This window comes from Promicromonospora sp. NPDC052451 (assembly GCF_044547525.1).
Classification (GTDB): Bacteria; Actinomycetota; Actinomycetes; order Actinomycetales; family Cellulomonadaceae; genus Promicromonospora.
The window spans coordinates 141,160-157,862 of the sequence record NZ_JBIUAP010000014.1; the positions used below are offsets into that span (position 1 = coordinate 141,160).

Consider the following 16,703-nt stretch of genomic DNA (forward strand, 5'->3'; position numbering starts at 1 on the left):
CCGCCGGACGGCGTTCACCACGGCTGCCGCTGCCAGGACGGGCCGGTCGTGGCGGCAGCAGCCGGGCCCGGCGTCGGGTGCGGTCAGCCCCAGCCGAGGGCGCGGAGGCCCGCTGCCGTGGCCGCCGCCAGGAGGACCACGAGGATGAACGGGGCGCGCAGGGCGAGGGCGAGGGCCGCGACAGCGAGGGCGGGCACCCGGGCGTCGATCACGAGCGAGCGGCCGTCGGCGAAGCCCTGGACCACGACGAGCGACACGAGGAGCGCGACCGTGACGAGCGTGGTGACCCGGGAGACGCGCTCCGAGGCGAGCCAGGAGCGGGGGACGAGGTGTCCGCCGAGCTTGAGCGCGAAGCAGGCGAACGACGCGACCAGCACGGTGGTCCAGAGGGCTGCGGTGGTCATCGGACGGCCTCCCGGTCGGTGTCACGGTCGGTGTCGTGGCCGGTGTCGTGGCTGGTGTCGTGGCCGGTCCCGCCGGGACCGGCCGTCGTGCCGTCCTCCGGGCCGTCCTGGCCCGGGTCTGCCGCGCTGCCGTTCGGAGCCACCAGCCCCACGACGATCGCGACCGCGGCCGCCGCGAGCACCGGGATGCCGGCCGGCACGAACGGGATCAGGGCCGCCGTGGCCACGACCGCGAGCCCCGCCACGACCTGGGCCCGCCGCGGGGCGAGCCGGGGCCAGACCAGGGCGAGGAACGCGGCGGCGGCCGCGGCGTCGAGCCCCCACGCGCGCGGGTCGCCGAGCGCGTCTCCGGCGAGCGCCCCGAGCAGCACGAACGTGTTCCAGAGCACGAACACGCCGGCGCCCGTCACCCAGAAGCCCACGCGCGCCGCCGCCGGCCCGGGCTGGGCGACGGCGACCGCCGTCGACTCGTCGATGGTGAGCTGGGCCGCGGCCACGCGGCGCCAGCCGCGCACCTGGAGCAGCGGTGAGACCACGGCGCCGTACAGGGTGTTGCGCAGGCCGAGCAGGGCGGCGGTGGCGACGGCGGCGACCGGGGTGCCCGCCGCGCCGATCACGCCGACCAGCGCGAACTGGGAGCCGCCCGAGAACATGAGCAGGCTCAGCGCCATCGTCGGGCCGAGGCCGACGCCCGCGGCCACCGACAGGGCGCCGAACGAGACGCCGTACAGCCCCGTGGCCACCGAGACGCTCACGCCCTGGCGGACCGCCGCACGGGCCGCGGGGTCGCTGGGGAGAAGCTTCACGCGGCGAGGTTACGTCGTCGCGGGTGCGCGGCGGCGCGGCTGCCCGCCGACCGGACGGCAGCGCGACCGGGCGCTACAGCGCCACGTACACCGTCTCCTGGTACTCGTCGATGCCCGTGTCGCCGCCCTCGCGACCCAGCCCGGAGGACTTCACGCCACCGAACGGGGCGCTCGCGTCCGACACGAGCCCGCGGTTGATGCCGATCATCCCGGCCTCGATCTCGTCCATCGCGCGCTGGGCGCGGGCCAGCGACGTCGTGTACGCGTAGGCGGCGAGCCCGAAGGGGGTGCCGTTGGCCAGCTCGTACGCCTCGTCGTCGGACCCGAAGGCCACGATCGGGGCGACCGGGCCGAAGATCTCCTCGGTGACGATCCGCGCGTCGCCGTCCACACCGGTGAGCACGGTCGGCTCGAAGAAGTGGCCGGGGCGCTCCAGCCGGGAGCCCCCGGTGAGCACCTGCGCGCCGTGCGCGACGGCGTCGTCCACCAGGTCGGTCACCTTCTCGACGGCGGCCTCGTTGATGAGCGGGCCGACCTCTGCCCCGGGCTGGGTGCCCGGGGCGGTCACCTTGGCGCCCACCGCGGCGGCGAACTTCTCCGCGAACGTGTGGGCGACGGCGTCGTGCACCAGGAACCGGTTGGCCGCCACGCAGGACTGCCCGGAGTTGCGGAGCTTGGCGATCAGCGCGCCCTGCACCGCGGCGTCGACGTCGGCGTCCTCGAACACGACGAACGGGGCGTTGCCGCCCAGCTCCATCGAGCTGCGCAGCACGTTCTTCGAGGCCTGGGCGAGCAGGGTGCGCCCCACGCCCGTCGAGCCGGTGAACGAGACCTTGCGGAGGCGGGGATCCTCGAACAGGGGCCCGGTGACCGCGGCGGCGTGCGTGGTGGGCACGACGTTGACGATGCCCGTCGGCAGGCCGCGGGACTCCGCCTCGGAGCGGATGATCTCGGCCACCAGCAGCGTCGTCATCGGTGTGAGCTCCGACGGCTTGACCACGACGGTGCAGCCGGCGGCCAGGGCGGGGGCGATCTTGCGGGTCGCCATCGCGATGGGAAAGTTCCAGGGGGTGATGAGCAGCGAGGGGCCCACGGGCCGGCGGCTCACGTACTGTGTGTTCCCGCCCGACGGCGCCCTGCGCACCAGGCCGTCGGCGCGTACGGCTTCCTCGGCGAACCAGCGCAGGAACTCGGCGCCGTAGACCACCTCGGCGCGGGCCTCGGCCAGGGGCTTGCCGGCCTCGGCGGTGATCAGGGCCGCGATGTCGTCGGCGCGTGCGACCAGGCGGGCGAACACGGCGCGCAGCAGCTCGGAGCGCTCGCGCGGCGGCACCGCCCGCCAGGCGGGGGCGGCCGCGTGGGCGGCGTCGAGGGCGCGGACGGCGTCCGCGGGCGTGGCGTCGGAGACGTCGAAGACCGTCTGACCCGTCGCGGGGTCGGCCACCTCGAACGTGGCCCGGTCCGCGGCGGGCCCCCAGTGCCCGTCGACGAGCAGACCGGTCGGCAGGTGCGCCACGAGGGCGGGGGAGAGCGTCGTCGCCGTCATGTTTCGAGTATCCACGCCCGCGCAAGCCGCCGGTGATCGCGGGGGCCGCCCGGCTCCCCGGTATCGTCCGGCCTACGCCCACGAGACGGAGGACCACGATGACCGTGACTGCCGACCTGTACGACGAGCACGGCGAGGCCCTTGCCTCGCTCGCCGTCCAGCTCCGGGACTTCGGCGGGGTCCGGGCCTTCTCCGGCCGGGTCCGCACCGTGCGGTGCCACGAGGACAACGGCATCGTCAAGGCGGTGACGCAGACCCCGGGCGACGGCGCGGTCCTGGTGGTCGACGGCGGCGGCTCGCTGCGCAGCGCCCTGATGGGCGACCTCATCGCGGGCGCCGCCGTCGCGAACGGCTGGGCCGGGACGATCGTCTACGGCGCGATCCGCGACTCGGTGGCGATCGGCGGGCTGGACCTGGGCGTGAAGGCGCTCGGCACCAACCCTCGCAAGTCGTCGAAGACCGGTGCCGGGGTCCTGGACGAGCCCGTCGAGATCGGCGGCGTCGTCTTCCGGCCGGGCGCGATGGTCTACGCCGACGAGGACGGGGTGCTGGTCGAGCGCTGAGCGCGGCGGGAGCACGGCCCGCGGCGCCGCACGACCCGGGCGTCCGTCGCCCGGTGCAGCGGCTCCGCACGCCCGTCACCGGGCGGTGAACGGTGCCGTAAACGGTACGGTAGTGCCATGGTTCTTCCCACTGACCCCGCGCGCCCGTTCGGCGCGGTCCTGACCGCCATGGTCACCCCGATGACGCCCGACGGCGCCGTGGACCTGAAGGCGGCGGTCAAGCTGGCGAAGAAGCTGGTCGACGACGGGAACGACGGTCTCGTCCTGTCCGGCACCACCGGCGAGTCGCCGGTCACGCACACCCCCGAGAAGGAAGAGCTCGTCGCCGCGGTCGTGGAGGCCGTGGGCGACCGCGCCGCCGTCGTGGCGGGCGCCGGCTCGAACGACACCGTGCACGCGATCCGCATGGCCGAGCAGGCGGCGGAGTCCGGCGCGGACGGCCTGCTCGTCGTCTCCCCCTACTACTCCCGGCCCAGCCAGGAGGGCCTGTACCAGCACTTTGTGGCCGTCGCCGACGCGACCGACCTGCCCGTGATGCTGTACGACGTCCCTGGCCGCACCGTGGTGCGCATCGCCCCCGACACCTACCGCCGCCTGGCACAGCACCCCCGGATCGTCGCGAACAAGGACGCCACCGGCGACGTCTACGCGGCCACCAAGCTCATCGGCGAGACGGGCCTGGCCTGGTACTCCGGCGACGACGGGCTGCTCCTGCCGTTCCTGAGCGTCGGCGGCGCGGGTATCGTGTCCGTGTCGGCCCACGTGGTCGGCGCCCGCTTCGCGGAGACAGTCCGCCGGTTCGACGCCGGGGACCTGGCCGGAGCGGCCGAGGTCTTCCGCACCACCACCGGCGTGATCGACGCGCTCAACGGTGCCGGTGCGCAGGCCGTCATGGCCAAGGCCGCGGTCGAGCTGCTCGGCATCACCGACAACCGCTTCCTGCGGCTGCCGAACGTCGCCGCGACCGACGACGAGGTCGCCGTCCTGCGCGCGGTGCTGGCCGAGGCCGGCCTGCTGCGCGACGGCGCACCCCGGCCCGAGGCGAACGAGCTCGCGGAGGCGAGCGCCGCCGTCGGGCACTGAAACTTTTCTGTTGGAACGAGGCCTTGGAGGCCACGTGAGTCATCCTCACCCTGAACTGTCCCTGCCCCCTGCGCTGCCCGAAGGCGGCCTGCGCGTGGTCGCCCTCGGCGGCCTGGGCGAGGTGGGACGCAACATGGCTGTCCTGGAACATGCCGGAAAGCTGCTCGTCATCGACTGCGGCGTGCTGTTCCCCGAGGACAACCAGCCCGGCGTGGACCTGATCCTGCCGGACTTCGACTACATCAAGGACCGCCTCGACGACATCGAGGCCATCGTGCTGACGCACGGGCACGAGGACCACATCGGCGCCGTGCCCTACCTGCTGCGCCTGCGCAAGGACATCCCGCTGGTCGGCTCCCGGCTGACGCTCGCCTTCATCGAGGCGAAGCTCAAGGAGCACCGCATCAAGCCCTACACCCTCGAGGTGCGGGAGGGACAGCGGGAGAAGCTCGGCGTCTTCGACTGCGAGTTCGTCGCGGTCAACCACTCCATCCCGGACGCGCTGGCCGTGGCGGTCACCACCGCCGCCGGCACCGTGCTGCACACCGGTGACTTCAAGATGGACCAGCTGCCGCTCGACGGCCGCATCACCGACCTGCGCGCCTTCGCCCGCCTCGGCGAGAAGGGCGTCGACCTGTTCATGGTCGACTCCACCAACGCCGAGGTGCCGGGCTTCGTGACGCCGGAGGCCGAGATCGGCCCCGTGCTGGACAACGTGTTCGCCCACGCGGACAAGCGCATCATCGTCGCGTCGTTCTCCTCCCACGTGCACCGTGTGCAGCAGGTGCTGCGCGCCGCGCACGCCCACGGCCGCCGCGTCGCCCTCGTGGGGCGCTCCATGGTGCGCAACATGGGCATCGCCGCCGACCTCGGCTACCTCGACGTGCCGCCGGGCGTGCTGATCGACCTGAAGAAGGCCGACTCGGTGCCGGACGACCAGATCGTCTACATGTCGACCGGCTCCCAGGGCGAGCCCATGGCCGCGCTGAGCCGCATGGCCAACGGTGACCACAAGGTGCAGGTCGAGTACGGCGACACCGTGATCCTGGCCTCGTCGCTCATCCCGGGCAACGAGAACGCCGTCTTCCGCATCATCAACGGGCTCACCCGCCTCGGTGCGCGCGTGGTGCACGGCGGCAACGCCAAGGTGCACGTATCGGGGCACGCCTCGGCCGGCGAGCTCATGTACTGCTACAACATCCTCAAGCCGAAGAACGTCATGCCGGTGCACGGCGAGGTGCGTCACCTCGTGGCCAACGGGGCGCTCGCGGTCCGCACGGGCGTTCCGGCCGACCGCGTGGTGCTCGCCGAGGACGGCGTCGTGGTCGACCTCGTGGACGGCAAGGCCTCCGTGGTCGGCGCCGTGCCGTGCGGCTACGTGTACGTGGACGGATCGTCGGTGGGCGAGATCACCGACGCCGAGCTCAAGGACCGCGTGATCCTGGGCGAGGAGGGTTTCGTCTCGGTCTTCGCCGTGATCGACACGGCGACGGGTAAGGTGCTGGCACCCCCGCAGGTGCTCGCGCGGGGTATGGCCGAGGACGCCTCGGTGTTCGACAAGGTGATGCCGGAGGTCACCGCGGCGCTGGAGAACGCGATCGCGGGCGGGGCCACGGACACGCACCAGCTTCAGCAGATCATGCGGCGGACCATCGGTCGCTACGTGGCCACCCGGCTGCGGCGCAAGCCGATGATCGTGCCGGTGGTCGTCGAGGCGTAACGGCCGGCACCCGGGGGACGGGGCCGTGTGCCTGATCAGCCAGATCAGGCGCACGGCCCCGTTCTCTTTCGCCCACGAGTTCACCCTTTTTCGGGCTTAGGTGGTGGTTTGGTCGGGCTAGCGTTCCGGTGTTCCTGAGAACGTCCGGAAAGGCACCTTGATGACGCAGCCCGACAACCCCTTCACAGCGCCCGGCGGCCCGACGCCGCCCGTGCCTGGGAACCTGCCTGCGGCAGCGCCCGCTCCGCAGTACACCTACGGGGCGCCTCTGTACGACCTGCCGCCCCTGCGTAGCGCCTCCGGCCTGGGCATGGCCTCGCTCGTGCTGGCGTGCGTGTGGACAGCGGTCCAGGTGATGCATCTCGCCCTGGCGCCCCAGTCCGCCGAGGTGCTGCGTGCGGCGGGGGAGGCCGGGCTGTCGGCGTTCAACAGTCAGTTCACCGGGTATGACGGCGTCAGCATCGTGCTCTTCGCCCTGCAGGTCGCGTGCTATGTCGTCAGTTGTGTCTGGCTCTACCGCAGCCGGTCGACCGCCAGGGCCGCCAACCCGTCGTTCGTCCACGAGCGCAGCGCTGCCTGGACCTGGCTGGGCTGGTGGGTGCCGATCGTCTCGTACTGGTTCCCGTATCAGGTGGTGCGGGACATCCGGCGCGCAACGGCGACCGGCCCCGTGTCCGGGATCGGCGGATGGTGGGCGCTCTGGCTCGTCTTCTTCTTCGCCTACAACGTGGCGGGCCGGATGGGCAGCAGCACCACACCGACGGTGACGCAGGCCGCGGCCGACCTGCTGGTGCCGGTCGAGGCGGTCGCCACGGTCGCGATGATCGTGGCGCTCGTCCTGTGGATCCGCATCGTCCGTGACATCACCCGCGCCCAGGTCGAGCGGATCGCGGCCACCTCGACCACGCAGTACTGACCGGCTGAACCGGGTGCCCGGTGGCGATGGTCTCGGTTCGGTCAGTTGCCCCACGCCCCGCTTCCGGGTGTTCGGTCAGTTGCCCCCGACGTTTCCGGGTGTTCGGTCAGCTGCGTGTGCTGACACCGAGTGTTCGGTCGGTTGCCTTGAGATCGGTAGTTCAATGGACCGATCTCGAGGCAATCGACCGAACCCACCAGCTCTGACGGTGCATGTGACCGAGCTCGGCCCCTGGTGACGTAGCCTGCCCCCGTGGCCGAACCGGCGAACCGACCGAGCCCACCAGCTCTGACGGTGCATGTGACCGAGCTCGGCCCCTGGTGACGTAGCCTGCCCCCGTGGCCGAACCGGCGAACCGACCGAACCCACCAGCCCTGACGGTGCATGTGACCGAGCTCGGGCCCCTGGCGACGTAGCCTGCCCCCATGGCCGAACCGTCGAACCGTCCGCCCCGCGCCGAGCTGCACGTGCACCTGGAGGGCACGCTGGAGCCGGACCTCGCGTTCGAGCTGGCCGCCAGGAACGGTGTCCGGCTGCCGTACGCGGACCCGGACGCCCTGCGTGCCGCGTACGACTTCGCGGACCTCCAGTCGTTCCTCGACCTCTACACCGCCAACATGGCCGTGCTGCGCACCGCCGCCGACTTCGCCGACCTCACCCGCGTCTACCTGGAGCGCGCGGCCCGCGCCGGGGTGCGGCACGCCGAGATCACCTTCGACCCGCAGGCCCACCTGGTGCGCGGCGTGCCGCTGGACGACGTCGTGGCCGGCATCGCCGGGGTCCTGGCACGCAGTGAGGCCGACCTGGGCGTCTCCACCCTGCTGATCGCCGCGTTCCACCGGGACAAGGCCGCCGCCGACGCCCTGGACGTCCTGGAGCAGCTCCTGGCGATGGGAGCCCCCGTTGCCGGCATCGGCCTCGACAACGCGGAGATCGGCCACCCGCCGGGCCTGTTCGCCGAGGTCTACGCGCGCGCCGAGGCCGCAGGACTGCGCCGCACCGCGCACGCCGGGGAGGAAGGTCCCGCAGCGAACATCCGCGACGCGCTCGACCTGCTGCACGCCGAACGCATCGACCACGGCATCGCCGTCGTGCAGGACCCGGAGCTCCTCGCGCGCGTGGCGGCCGAGCAGGTCCCGTTCACCGTGTGCCCGGTGTCCAACGTGCGGCTGCGTGCCGTCCCGTCGCTGGCCGAGCACCCGCTGCCCGCCATGATGGCCGCGGGCGTGCTGGTGAGCGTCAACTCCGACGACCCGCCCTACTTCGGCGCCTACGTGGACGACGTCGACGACGCCGTCACCGCCGCCTTCGGCCACACCCGTGACCAGCGGGCGGCGCTCGCGGCCGCGTCGTTCCGCGGGTCGTTCCTGCCGCCGGAGCGGGTGGCCGCCTACCTGGCCGACGTCGAGTCCTGGCGCCGTGCCGCCTGACCCGGGAACCGGCCGCCGCCGGTCGTGGCGGACGGCACGAACTCTCCAGCGGGCTCGGCGATGATCCGCACCGTGCGGCGTCAGCCGGCCAGCAGTGCCTCGGCGACCGTCCGTCCGGCCTGGGCGTAGGTGGCCTCGCGCGTGGCCTCGTCCCCGGGCAGCAGACCCGCGAGCTCCAGCGAGACCAGGCCGTGCACCAGGCCCCACAGCCCGACGGCGGCGCTCAGCACGCGCTCGGGCGGGGCGCCGCCCAGCACCCGGGCCACGGCGTCGTGCAGCACCCGGAAGGTGGGCTGCTCGACGGCGGTGGTCCGGTCGCCGTCCGCGGGGGCGACGCCGCGGTAGAACATGACCCGGTAGAAGTGCGGGTCGGCCAGGGCGAACCGCCGGTAGGCGCGCCCGAGGTCGCGCAGGTCGTCGAGTGCGTCGCCGTCCCTGCCCGCGGCGGCGAGGTGATCGGCGAAGCGCCGGAACCCCTCCGCGCCGACCGCCTCGACCAGCGCCTCCCGCGAGCCGAACAGCGCGTAGACCGCCGAGGCGCTGGTCCCGGCGTCGGCGGCGACCTTGCGGACGGTGACGGCGCCCTCGCCGTCGGCGGAGATCACCTGCGACGCGATGTCGAGGAGCCGGGTGCGCAGGGCGTCGTCGTGCAGTCGTGGGCGGGCCATGCCGTGAGTCTAGAAGCCTTGACGAGAGTTTGCGAACGTTGTTTGATAACGCTGTTACAAAACAACGGACCAGTCCCAGGAGGACGTCGTGCTCGAGCTCTCGGACCCCGCCCGCATCACCGCGGGCATCGTGCTGCTGACCGTCGTCGGCATCGAGTCGGGCGGGTTCTTCCTGCTCAAGGTCTTCGGCGGGCGGATGGTGGCGACCGACCTGCAGAAGAGCTTCTTCCGGGCCGGCCACGCGCACGCCGGCGTGCTGGTGATCCTCGGCTTGCTCTGCCTCCTGCTCGCGGAGGCGACCGACCTGACCGGCTTCTGGCGCTGGCTCGGCGCCACCGGCGTGCTGTGCGCGGCGATCCTCCTGCCCGCCGGGTTCTTCTTCTCGGCCATGGGGGAGGGGCGCACGACGCCCAACCGCGCCGTCGTGCTGCTCCCTGCGGGGGCCGTGGTGCTCGCGGCCGGCGTCGTCACGCTCGCGGCCGGGCTCCTCCTGGCCTGACGTCACACGAGGGGATCACCACATACCGGACAGCAGCCCGGTCCAGGACACACCGCGAGGGGTTCCTGGGCCGGGCCGTCGTCCGCGGTTACGGTGGCGACATCATGGCGACCCGCACGTCGGCCCGGCGAAGCTCCGGGAAGGGAACCGGGCAGGGCGCGAAGAGCGCCAGGCCCAAGGCTGCCGCGTCGAAGCGGTCGACGCAGCGCCGGGGGGCTGCCCGCCCGGCCGCGAAGGCCGCGTCCGCACCGGTCCGCCCGCCGTGGCCGGTCCGCGCGGTGCGCGGCCTGTGGATGGGGATGGCCCACGCGGTCGGTAGCGCCACCCGCGCCGCGGGGCCGCGGGCGGCGCAGGACCCGGCCGACGAGACCGCGCGGACCGCAGGACAGCAGGGAGGACAGGAACTGGAAGCGGACCACCGGCGCGACGGCGTCGGCTTCGCGCTGCTCGCCGTGGCGGTGATCGTCGCCGCCCGGGAGTGGTGGGGCATCGACGGACCCTTCGGCGACGGCGTGCACGCCGTGGTCGCGGGCACGTTCGGCGTGGCCGGCGTGGCCCTGCCCGTGCTGCTCGTCTGGCTCGCCTTCCGGGTGATGCGTCATCCCGAGCGCACCCAGCAGAACGGCCGGGTGGCCATCGGGCTCAGCTTCCTCGTGGTGGCCACGTGCTCCCTGGTGCACATCAGCGCGGACCTGCCGTCCCCGGCCGACGGCTTCACCCCGGTGCAGGACGCCGGCGGCGTGATCGGCTTCCTCTTCGCGACCCCCGTGGTCACCGGCCTGACGCAGTGGTTCGCGATCCCGCTGTACGTCCTGGCCGGGTTCTTCGGCGTGCTCATCGTGACGGCCACGCCCGTGCACCGGATCCCCGCGCGCCTGCGCGGCCTGTACGACCGGCTGACCGGCAACCACCGCGACCACGACGCGGCGGGCGAGGACGGGCTCGCCCTGGCCGACGGCGTCTCGGCGCACGACGGCAAGCCGGAGACCAAGCGGCGCAAGCGCCGGACCAAGCAGGAGATCGCCGCCGAGAAGGAGCGCCTGGCGGGCTTCGTGGGCGACGAGGCGTTCGAGAAGGCCGCCGAGGTCGAGGCCGCCGAGCGCGCCGCGAAGGCCGGCAAGCTCACCACCCAGCGCATCCCGACCAGCGAGTCCGCGGGCAAGGTCACGGGCGCCCCCGCCATCGGCCCCGGCGTCCTGGGTCCCGGCGGCGAGCGGGCGAAGCCCGCGGACGGGCCCCGGCCGCCGCAGGAGAGCCAGCCGATACCGCGCGGCGTCCAGCCCATGCTCGAGGGCGACACCGTCTACCTGCTCCCCGACGAGGACCTGCTCGTGCAGGGCCCGCCGCACAAGGCGCGCTCCGCCGCCAACGACCGGGTCGTGGAGTCGCTGACCGGCGTGTTCGAGCAGTTCGGCGTCGACGCGAAGGTCACCGGCTTCAGCCGCGGCCCGACCGTCACGCGCTACGAGGTCGAGGTGGGGCCCAAGACCAAGGTCGAGCGGATCACCTCGCTGTCCAACAACATCGCCTACGCGGTGGCGAGCGCCGACGTGCGCATCCTGTCGCCCATCCCGGGCAAGTCGGCGATCGGCATCGAGATCCCGAACTCCGACCGCGAGACCGTCGTGCTGGGCGACGTGCTGCGCTCGGGCGCCGCGCGCCGCACCGAGCACCCGATGGTGATGGGTGTGGGCAAGGACGTCGAGGGCGGCTACGTGGTGGCCAACCTGGCCAAGATGCCGCACATCCTGGTGGCCGGTGCCACGGGCGCCGGTAAGTCGAGCTTCATCAACTCGATGATCACCTCGATCCTGATGCGCTCCACGCCCGAGCAGGTGCGCCTGATCCTGGTGGACCCCAAGCGCGTGGAGCTCACGATCTACGAGGGCATCCCGCACCTCATCACGCCCATCATCACCAGCCCCAAGAAGGCCGCGGAGGCCCTGGAGTGGGTGGTGCGCGAGATGGACGCCCGCTACGACGACCTGGCCACCTTCGGCTACAAGCACGTCGACGACTTCAACGTCGCCGTCCGGGCCGGCAAGGTCAAGCCGCTGCCGGGCTCGGAGCGCAAGATCGCGCCGTACCCGTACCTGCTCGTGGTGGTCGACGAGCTCGCGGACCTCATGATGGTCGCCCCGCGCGACGTCGAGGCCTCGATCCAGCGCATCACGCAGCTCGCCCGTGCCGCGGGCATCCACCTCGTGCTGGCCACGCAGCGGCCGTCCGTCGACGTCGTGACCGGCCTGATCAAGGCGAACGTGCCCTCCCGGCTGGCGTTCGCCACCTCCTCGCTCGCGGACTCCCGCGTGGTCCTGGACCAGCCCGGCGCCGAGAAGCTCATCGGCCAGGGTGACGCCCTGTTCCTGCCGATGGGTGCGGCCAAGCCGATGCGCGTGCAGGGCGCCTGGGTCACCGAGTCCGAGGTGCACGAGGTCGTCGAGCACGTCAAGGGGCAGCTCAAGCCCGTCTACCGGGAGGACGTCGCCGCGCCGGCGGCCGCCAAGAAGCAGGTCGACGAGGACATCGGCGACGACCTCGACCTCCTGCTGCAGGCCACCGAGCTCGTGGTCACCACGCAGTTCGGGTCCACGTCCATGCTGCAGCGCAAGCTCCGCGTCGGTTTCGCCAAGGCGGGGCGGCTCATGGACCTCCTGGAGTCGCGGGAGATCGTCGGCCCGTCCGAGGGCTCCAAGGCGCGCGACGTGCTCGTCACGGCCGAGGAGCTGCCCGCGGCGCTCGCCCTCATCCGCGGCGATCAGCCGCCGCAGGTGTTCGACCAGGCCGAGCCGGACGGCGACGCGGGCTACCCGCCGCAGGACCAGTACGCCGAGGGCACGGACGGTCACATGCCGCCCGTCGCCACGGAGTACCACGACGACGCCGAGGCGCTGCGCTGACCTCTCGGGTGACCTGAGCCGCTGACCGGCCGTCGCCGCTGACCGGCCGTCGTGGGTCAGCGGCCGCGGGGGACGACGCGCGGGGGCTCGCCCGTCGGGCGCGGCGGCTTCTTCTGCTCGCGCGCGGCGTGACCGGCCGCATCCTGGGCGATGGCGAGCCGCTGCTGCAGGTCGGCGGCGGAGAGCTGTCCCTGGTCCGGGTGCGCGAGCGCGTCGCGGGTCACCCGCAGCCGATGGCCCGCGGCCAGGTCGACGGTGGTGCCCGCCCACCGCACGCCGGTCACGCGCGCAGGCCGGCCGGGTCGCTGCACGACGTCGGCCACCATCATCAGTCCGACGTTCGACGCCAGCACGCAGCAGTCCGGCCCCTGGTTGGACAGGAGGTTGCCGAGGCCGTACGCCACCCACATCCCGTCGCCGCCCGGGCCGCCGCGCAGGTGCGCCACGGGCTGCGGTACGTGCGCGTGGTGGCCGATCACGAGGTCCACCTGACCGGAACGCGCCAGCGCCTTGACCGTCTCCTTCTGGTGGTCGGTGGGCTCGGTGACGTACTCGGTGCCGTCGTGCAGGCTGACGACCACCAGGTCCGCGCCCGCGGCCCGCGCCTGCTCGGCCTGCCGGACGATCTGCGTGGAGTCGATGAGGTCCACCGACCAGTCGCCGCGCGGCGGGGTGTACCCGTTCAGCCCGTAGGCCGCCGCCAGGTGGGCGACCGTGACGGTCCGGCCCTCCCGGTTCAGCTCGTAGTACTGCGGCTCCAGCGACTCCTGCCGGTCGCGTGCGGTCCCGACGTGTCCCATGCCCGCGCGGTCGAACGCGTCCAGGGCGGCCGCGAGCCCGTCGTAGCCGGCGTCGGCCGAATGGTTGGACGCCGTCGAGCAGCCGTCCCAGCCCTGCTCGCCCAGGTCGCGGACGATCTCCTGCGGCGCCCGGAACACCGGGTAGCCCGACGGCGCCACGCCGTCGGGCGCCACGGGCACCTCGAGATGGCACAGGGCGAGGTCCGCCCCGGCGACCCAGGGGTCGATGCCCGACAGCAGCGGCGAGTAGTCGATGCCGTCCGTGCCGGTCGCCGAGTCGTTCACCGGGTCGTGCGTCAGCACGTCGCCCGCCGCGAGCAGCGTGAACCGGACGTCGCGCGGCGTCGGGGTGGGCGAGGGGGAGGGGGCCGCACTCGGGGCGGCGGGCCGGGAGGGCGTCGACGCCGGTGCCGGTCCGGCGACGGGCGTGCAGCCCGCCGCGCCGGCCACGAGGGCGCCGGACAGGGCCGCGGACGCGAGGATCCGCAGGGCGCGGGCTGTGGTCACCTCCGGATGCTATGGCAGGTCGCACGCCGCGGCGACCAAAGGAGCTGCCGGTCCGGGCGGGGCGCCCGGCGCCGTTACGCTTGGGCAATGGTCAACGACGCTCCGTCGCCCTGGAACATTGCGAACATCGTCACGATGATTCGCATCGCCATGGTCCCGTTCTTCGCCTGGGCACTTCTCGTCGAAGGCGGGGACGACACGACGTGGCGGCTCGTGGCCACGGCGATCTTCGTGGTCGCGGCGGTGTCGGACAAGATCGACGGCTACCTCGCCCGGTCGCGGGGCCTCATCACCGACCTGGGCAAGCTGCTCGACCCGATCGCGGACAAGCTGCTCGTGGGCGCGGCGCTGATCCTGCTCTGGATCCCCCTCGGCGAGTTGCCCTGGTGGATCCCCGTGGTGATCCTGGTGCGCGAGCTCGGCATCACGTTCATGCGCCTCGGCATGGTCAAGTACGAGGTGATGCCCGCGTCACGGGGCGGCAAGCTCAAGACGGTGCTGCAGACCGTGGCCATCTCGCTGTTCCTGCTCCCGCGCGAGGGCCTCGGCTGGCTCACCGTGATCGCCTGGGTCGTGCTGATGGCGGCGTTCGTGGTCACCGTCGTGACCGGCGTCGAGTACGTCTACCAGGGGTGGCGGATCCGCCGGGAGGCGCGGGCGAAGGCGCCGCGGGCATGACCGTTGCCGAGCTGCTGGCCGCGGCGGCCGCCCGGGGCTGGACGATCGGCGTGGCGGAGTCCCTGACGGGCGGCCTCGTGACGGGGACGCTGGTCTCGGTCCCTGGCGCGTCGCGCGTCGTCCGCGGCGGCGTGGTGGCCTACGCGACGGACCTCAAGGCCGGGCTGCTCGGCGTGGACGTGGACCTGCTCGCCGAACGGGGCGCCGTGGACGAGGCGGTCGCCGCGCAGATGGCGGCCGGGGTCCGTGCGCTGACGCGCTCCGACGTGGGCCTGGCGACCACGGGCGTCGCGGGCCCGGACGCTCAGGACGGTCAGCCGCCCGGCGTGGTGTTCGTCGCAGTGAGCACGCCCGTGGCGACGGAGGTGCACCGGCTCGACCTCGCGGGCGATCGTTCCACGGTGATCTCGGGTGCGGTGCGCGGGGTCCTGGACCTCGCGTCGACGCTCGTCAGCGAGGCGCCGGGTGAAAACCACGACACGCCCGCGATCGAGTCGCGTGAAGTTACAGACAAGTGAAACTTCTTGGTTTAATCTTGCACAGGGCTTGACGGAGGGGGCCTTCGGGAACAAGGCTCATATCCACGACGTTGGTCCCGGTGTGATCACGAACAGGCCGACCACCCGGAGCCGGCGCAAGAACTCCACGAGCGCGGGGTACGGTAGAACGACCTCCGCTCTTGGAGGACGCACCACACGCAAGGCACGTCCGGTCCAGTCAGGACAGGGCGTGAGTACAGGGACAGGCACCGAGAGGGGGCGCGAGATGGTCGTACTACGGCGAGAGATCGGAGACGTGCTGCGTGACACGCGGCAGCGTCAGGGGCGCACCCTGCGGGAGGTCTCCTCGGCGGCACGAGTGTCGCTGGGCTACCTCAGCGAGGTGGAGCGAGGACAGAAGGAGGCGTCGTCCGAGCTGCTCGGTTCCATCTGCGAGGCGCTCGACGTGCCGCTGTCCTTGGTGCTGCGTGAGGTGAGCGACCGCGTAGCGGTAGCCGAAGGTTTCCAGATCCCCGACACCATCCCGGCGGACTTCGTCGCCGGGCTCCTGGCTCGGGGAGGCGACCGGACCGCAGGGCGGCGGGAGGTCGCACAGTCGGACCTGGCACCGGTCGGCTGAGCCGGCAGCACCAGGAACGGCAGTACCGCAGACACAGAGCCGGGGGGCGGGGGGCGGGCGCCCGGCCCCGGCCCCCCCCCCCCCCCCGGGGGGGGGGGGGGGGCCGGGGCCGGGCGCCCGCCCCCCCCCCCCCGGCTCTGTGTCTGCGTGCGTCACGCCGCGCCGGAGGCCCGGTCAGGGGCCTGGCACCCCGGACACCAGAACACCGGGCGCTCGAAGGGCTTCTCGTTCGCCGTCCCCACCTCGATCGGGGTGCCGCAGCGGTGGCAGGGCCGTCCCGCACGGCCGTGGGCGTGCATCTCGACCGCGCCCAGGCCCCGTGCGCGGCCCACGGCGACGCTGCGCTCCATGAGCCGGCGGGCGGTCCGCAGCAGGTCGTACCGCTCCCGCTCCGACAGCGTCCCCGCCGGGGTCCAGGGCCACAGGCGTCGGGCGAAGAGGGACTCGGCCATCCAGATGGTGCCGATCCCGGCCGCGGTCCGCTGGTCCAGCAGGACGGCGCACAGCGGCCGGTCCGGATCGCGCACCAGCCGTGCGGCGGCGTCGGGCAGCCCGACGGTGGGGAAGTCGGCACCGAGCACGTCGGGGCCGAGCCCGGCCAGCACGCGGTGCTCGTCGTGCGTGCGGAGCAGGTCGAGCATGCCGAGGTGCCATCCGGTGGCGGTCCAGGCGTCGGTCGCGAGCACGGCGCGGATGGCGGGGTGGCGTGCCGTGGCGTCCCGCGAACCGGTGCGATGGATCTTCCAGAGCCCTTCCATCCGCAGGTGCGTGTGCAGGGTGCGGCCGTCGTCGAGCCGGGTGAGCAGGTGCTTGCCGTACGCGACGGTCTCCAGGGCGGTCGCCCCGGTCAGGTGAGCGGCGGCCGCGCTGGGCCAGCGCAGCTCGGCGCGCACGAGCGGCAGTCCGCGCAGCGCGGCGGTGAGCCGTTCGGCGGTCAGACGCAGGACATCGCCCTCGGGCACGAGTGCTCCCCTCGTCGTGGGGCCTTCAGCGTAGTGGGCGTCCTCTGCCCGGTGATGGCGTGCGACCGGCATATCACCCCGGCCGGACCGGGCACACCGGAC

Annotated in this window: 16 protein-coding genes; 10 read left to right on the forward strand and 6 right to left on the reverse strand. The window is 73.1% G+C overall.

Annotated elements, in window-relative coordinates:
* Window positions 1-83 precede the first annotated feature (83 nt).
* From ACIG47_RS21965 to ACIG47_RS21975, 3 genes are all read right to left on the reverse strand, one after another.
* Window positions 84-404: an AzlD domain-containing protein gene (locus tag ACIG47_RS21965; RefSeq protein ID WP_397415987.1), complete on the reverse strand. Its 321-nt coding sequence runs from the start codon at window positions 402-404 to the stop codon at window positions 84-86.
* Window positions 401-1,210 (reverse strand): AzlC family ABC transporter permease, encoded by an 810-nt coding sequence (locus tag ACIG47_RS21970; RefSeq protein WP_397433164.1) that lies wholly within the window; start codon window positions 1,208-1,210, stop codon window positions 401-403. The genes ACIG47_RS21965 and ACIG47_RS21970 overlap by 4 nt, the downstream gene beginning before the upstream one ends.
* 73 nt (window positions 1,211-1,283) lie before the next feature.
* Window positions 1,284-2,756: an NAD-dependent succinate-semialdehyde dehydrogenase gene (locus ACIG47_RS21975; protein WP_397433165.1), complete on the reverse strand. Its 1,473-nt coding sequence runs from the start codon at window positions 2,754-2,756 to the stop codon at window positions 1,284-1,286.
* A gap of 98 nt (window positions 2,757-2,854) precedes the next feature.
* On the opposite strand from ACIG47_RS21975, the gene rraA reads away from it, so the two are divergent.
* The 5 genes from rraA to add all read left to right on the forward strand — a co-directional run bounded on the left by rraA (window position 2,855) and on the right by add (window position 8,468).
* The gene (gene rraA, locus ACIG47_RS21980) at window positions 2,855-3,319 is read left to right on the forward strand and encodes a ribonuclease E activity regulator RraA (RefSeq protein ID WP_397433166.1); all 465 of its coding nucleotides are present in this window, start codon (window positions 2,855-2,857) and stop codon (window positions 3,317-3,319) included.
* 117 nt (window positions 3,320-3,436) lie between these two features.
* Window positions 3,437-4,402: a 4-hydroxy-tetrahydrodipicolinate synthase gene (dapA, locus tag ACIG47_RS21985; RefSeq protein ID WP_397415977.1), complete on the forward strand. Its 966-nt coding sequence runs from the start codon at window positions 3,437-3,439 to the stop codon at window positions 4,400-4,402.
* A gap of 34 nt (window positions 4,403-4,436) precedes the next feature.
* Window positions 4,437-6,122 carry a ribonuclease J gene (locus ACIG47_RS21990; RefSeq protein WP_397415975.1) on the forward strand — a complete coding sequence of 562 codons (1,686 nt, stop codon included), beginning with the start codon at window positions 4,437-4,439 and terminating at the stop codon, window positions 6,120-6,122.
* A gap of 160 nt (window positions 6,123-6,282) precedes the next feature.
* Window positions 6,283-7,038, forward strand: a complete 756-nt coding sequence (locus ACIG47_RS21995) for a DUF4328 domain-containing protein (protein ID WP_397433167.1) — start codon at window positions 6,283-6,285, stop codon at window positions 7,036-7,038.
* A 425-nt stretch (window positions 7,039-7,463) separates the two neighbouring features.
* Entirely contained in the window at window positions 7,464-8,468 is a 1,005-nt protein-coding gene (gene add, locus ACIG47_RS22000) for an adenosine deaminase (RefSeq protein WP_397433168.1), read from the forward strand.
* An 80-nt stretch (window positions 8,469-8,548) separates the two neighbouring features.
* On the opposite strand, the gene ACIG47_RS22005 is transcribed toward add, so the two are convergent.
* Window positions 8,549-9,136 (reverse strand): TetR/AcrR family transcriptional regulator, encoded by a 588-nt coding sequence (locus tag ACIG47_RS22005; RefSeq protein WP_397433169.1) that lies wholly within the window; start codon window positions 9,134-9,136, stop codon window positions 8,549-8,551.
* 88 nt (window positions 9,137-9,224) lie between these two features.
* Between ACIG47_RS22005 and ACIG47_RS22010 the strand changes: the two genes are divergently transcribed.
* Both ACIG47_RS22010 and ACIG47_RS22015 read left to right on the forward strand, forming a co-directional pair.
* A complete protein-coding gene (locus ACIG47_RS22010) occupies window positions 9,225-9,635 on the forward strand; it encodes a hypothetical protein (protein WP_397433170.1) in 411 nt (136 codons plus the stop codon).
* A gap of 104 nt (window positions 9,636-9,739) precedes the next feature.
* Window positions 9,740-12,535 (forward strand): DNA translocase FtsK 4TM domain-containing protein, encoded by a 2,796-nt coding sequence (locus tag ACIG47_RS22015; RefSeq protein ID WP_397433172.1) that lies wholly within the window; start codon window positions 9,740-9,742, stop codon window positions 12,533-12,535.
* Window positions 12,536-12,591: 56 nt separating this feature from the next.
* Here ACIG47_RS22015 and ACIG47_RS22020 read toward each other — a convergent pair whose 3' ends face one another.
* Window positions 12,592-13,842 (reverse strand): CapA family protein, encoded by a 1,251-nt coding sequence (locus tag ACIG47_RS22020; protein WP_397433173.1) that lies wholly within the window; start codon window positions 13,840-13,842, stop codon window positions 12,592-12,594.
* Between the two features lie 87 nt (window positions 13,843-13,929).
* Here ACIG47_RS22020 and pgsA point away from each other — a divergent pair, with 87 nt between their 5' ends.
* The 3 genes from pgsA to ACIG47_RS22035 all read left to right on the forward strand — a co-directional run bounded on the left by pgsA (window position 13,930) and on the right by ACIG47_RS22035 (window position 15,639).
* Window positions 13,930-14,520, forward strand: a complete 591-nt coding sequence (gene pgsA / locus ACIG47_RS22025; RefSeq protein WP_397433174.1) for a CDP-diacylglycerol--glycerol-3-phosphate 3-phosphatidyltransferase — start codon at window positions 13,930-13,932, stop codon at window positions 14,518-14,520.
* A complete protein-coding gene (locus ACIG47_RS22030; RefSeq protein ID WP_397433175.1) occupies window positions 14,517-15,038 on the forward strand; it encodes a CinA family protein in 522 nt (173 codons plus the stop codon). Before pgsA ends, ACIG47_RS22030 begins: the two co-directional genes overlap by 4 nt.
* Before the next feature lie 247 nt (window positions 15,039-15,285).
* Window positions 15,286-15,639: a helix-turn-helix domain-containing protein gene (locus tag ACIG47_RS22035; protein WP_397419320.1), complete on the forward strand. Its 354-nt coding sequence runs from the start codon at window positions 15,286-15,288 to the stop codon at window positions 15,637-15,639.
* Window positions 15,640-15,791: 152 nt separating this feature from the next.
* Here ACIG47_RS22035 and ACIG47_RS22040 read toward each other — a convergent pair whose 3' ends face one another.
* A complete protein-coding gene (locus ACIG47_RS22040) occupies window positions 15,792-16,601 on the reverse strand; it encodes a DNA-formamidopyrimidine glycosylase family protein (protein WP_397433176.1) in 810 nt (269 codons plus the stop codon).
* Between the last annotated feature and the right edge of the window lie 102 nt (window positions 16,602-16,703).

Coding starts and splice junctions, on each gene's coding strand:
- ACIG47_RS21975 (WP_397433165.1), bottom strand. CDS start 2,756: ATGACGGCGACGACGCTCTCCCCCGCCCTCGTGGCGCACCTGCCGACC.
- pgsA (WP_397433174.1), top strand. CDS start 13,930: ATGGTCAACGACGCTCCGTCGCCCTGGAACATTGCGAACATCGTCACG.
- rraA (WP_397433166.1), top strand. CDS start 2,855: ATGACCGTGACTGCCGACCTGTACGACGAGCACGGCGAGGCCCTTGCC.
- ACIG47_RS22005 (WP_397433169.1), bottom strand. CDS start 9,136: ATGGCCCGCCCACGACTGCACGACGACGCCCTGCGCACCCGGCTCCTC.
- add (WP_397433168.1), top strand. CDS start 7,464: ATGGCCGAACCGTCGAACCGTCCGCCCCGCGCCGAGCTGCACGTGCAC.
- ACIG47_RS22030 (WP_397433175.1), top strand. CDS start 14,517: ATGACCGTTGCCGAGCTGCTGGCCGCGGCGGCCGCCCGGGGCTGGACG.
- ACIG47_RS21965 (WP_397415987.1), bottom strand. CDS start 404: ATGACCACCGCAGCCCTCTGGACCACCGTGCTGGTCGCGTCGTTCGCC.
- ACIG47_RS22015 (WP_397433172.1), top strand. CDS start 9,740: ATGGCGACCCGCACGTCGGCCCGGCGAAGCTCCGGGAAGGGAACCGGG.
- dapA (WP_397415977.1), top strand. CDS start 3,437: ATGGTTCTTCCCACTGACCCCGCGCGCCCGTTCGGCGCGGTCCTGACC.
- ACIG47_RS22035 (WP_397419320.1), top strand. CDS start 15,286: ATGGTCGTACTACGGCGAGAGATCGGAGACGTGCTGCGTGACACGCGG.
- ACIG47_RS21995 (WP_397433167.1), top strand. CDS start 6,283: ATGACGCAGCCCGACAACCCCTTCACAGCGCCCGGCGGCCCGACGCCG.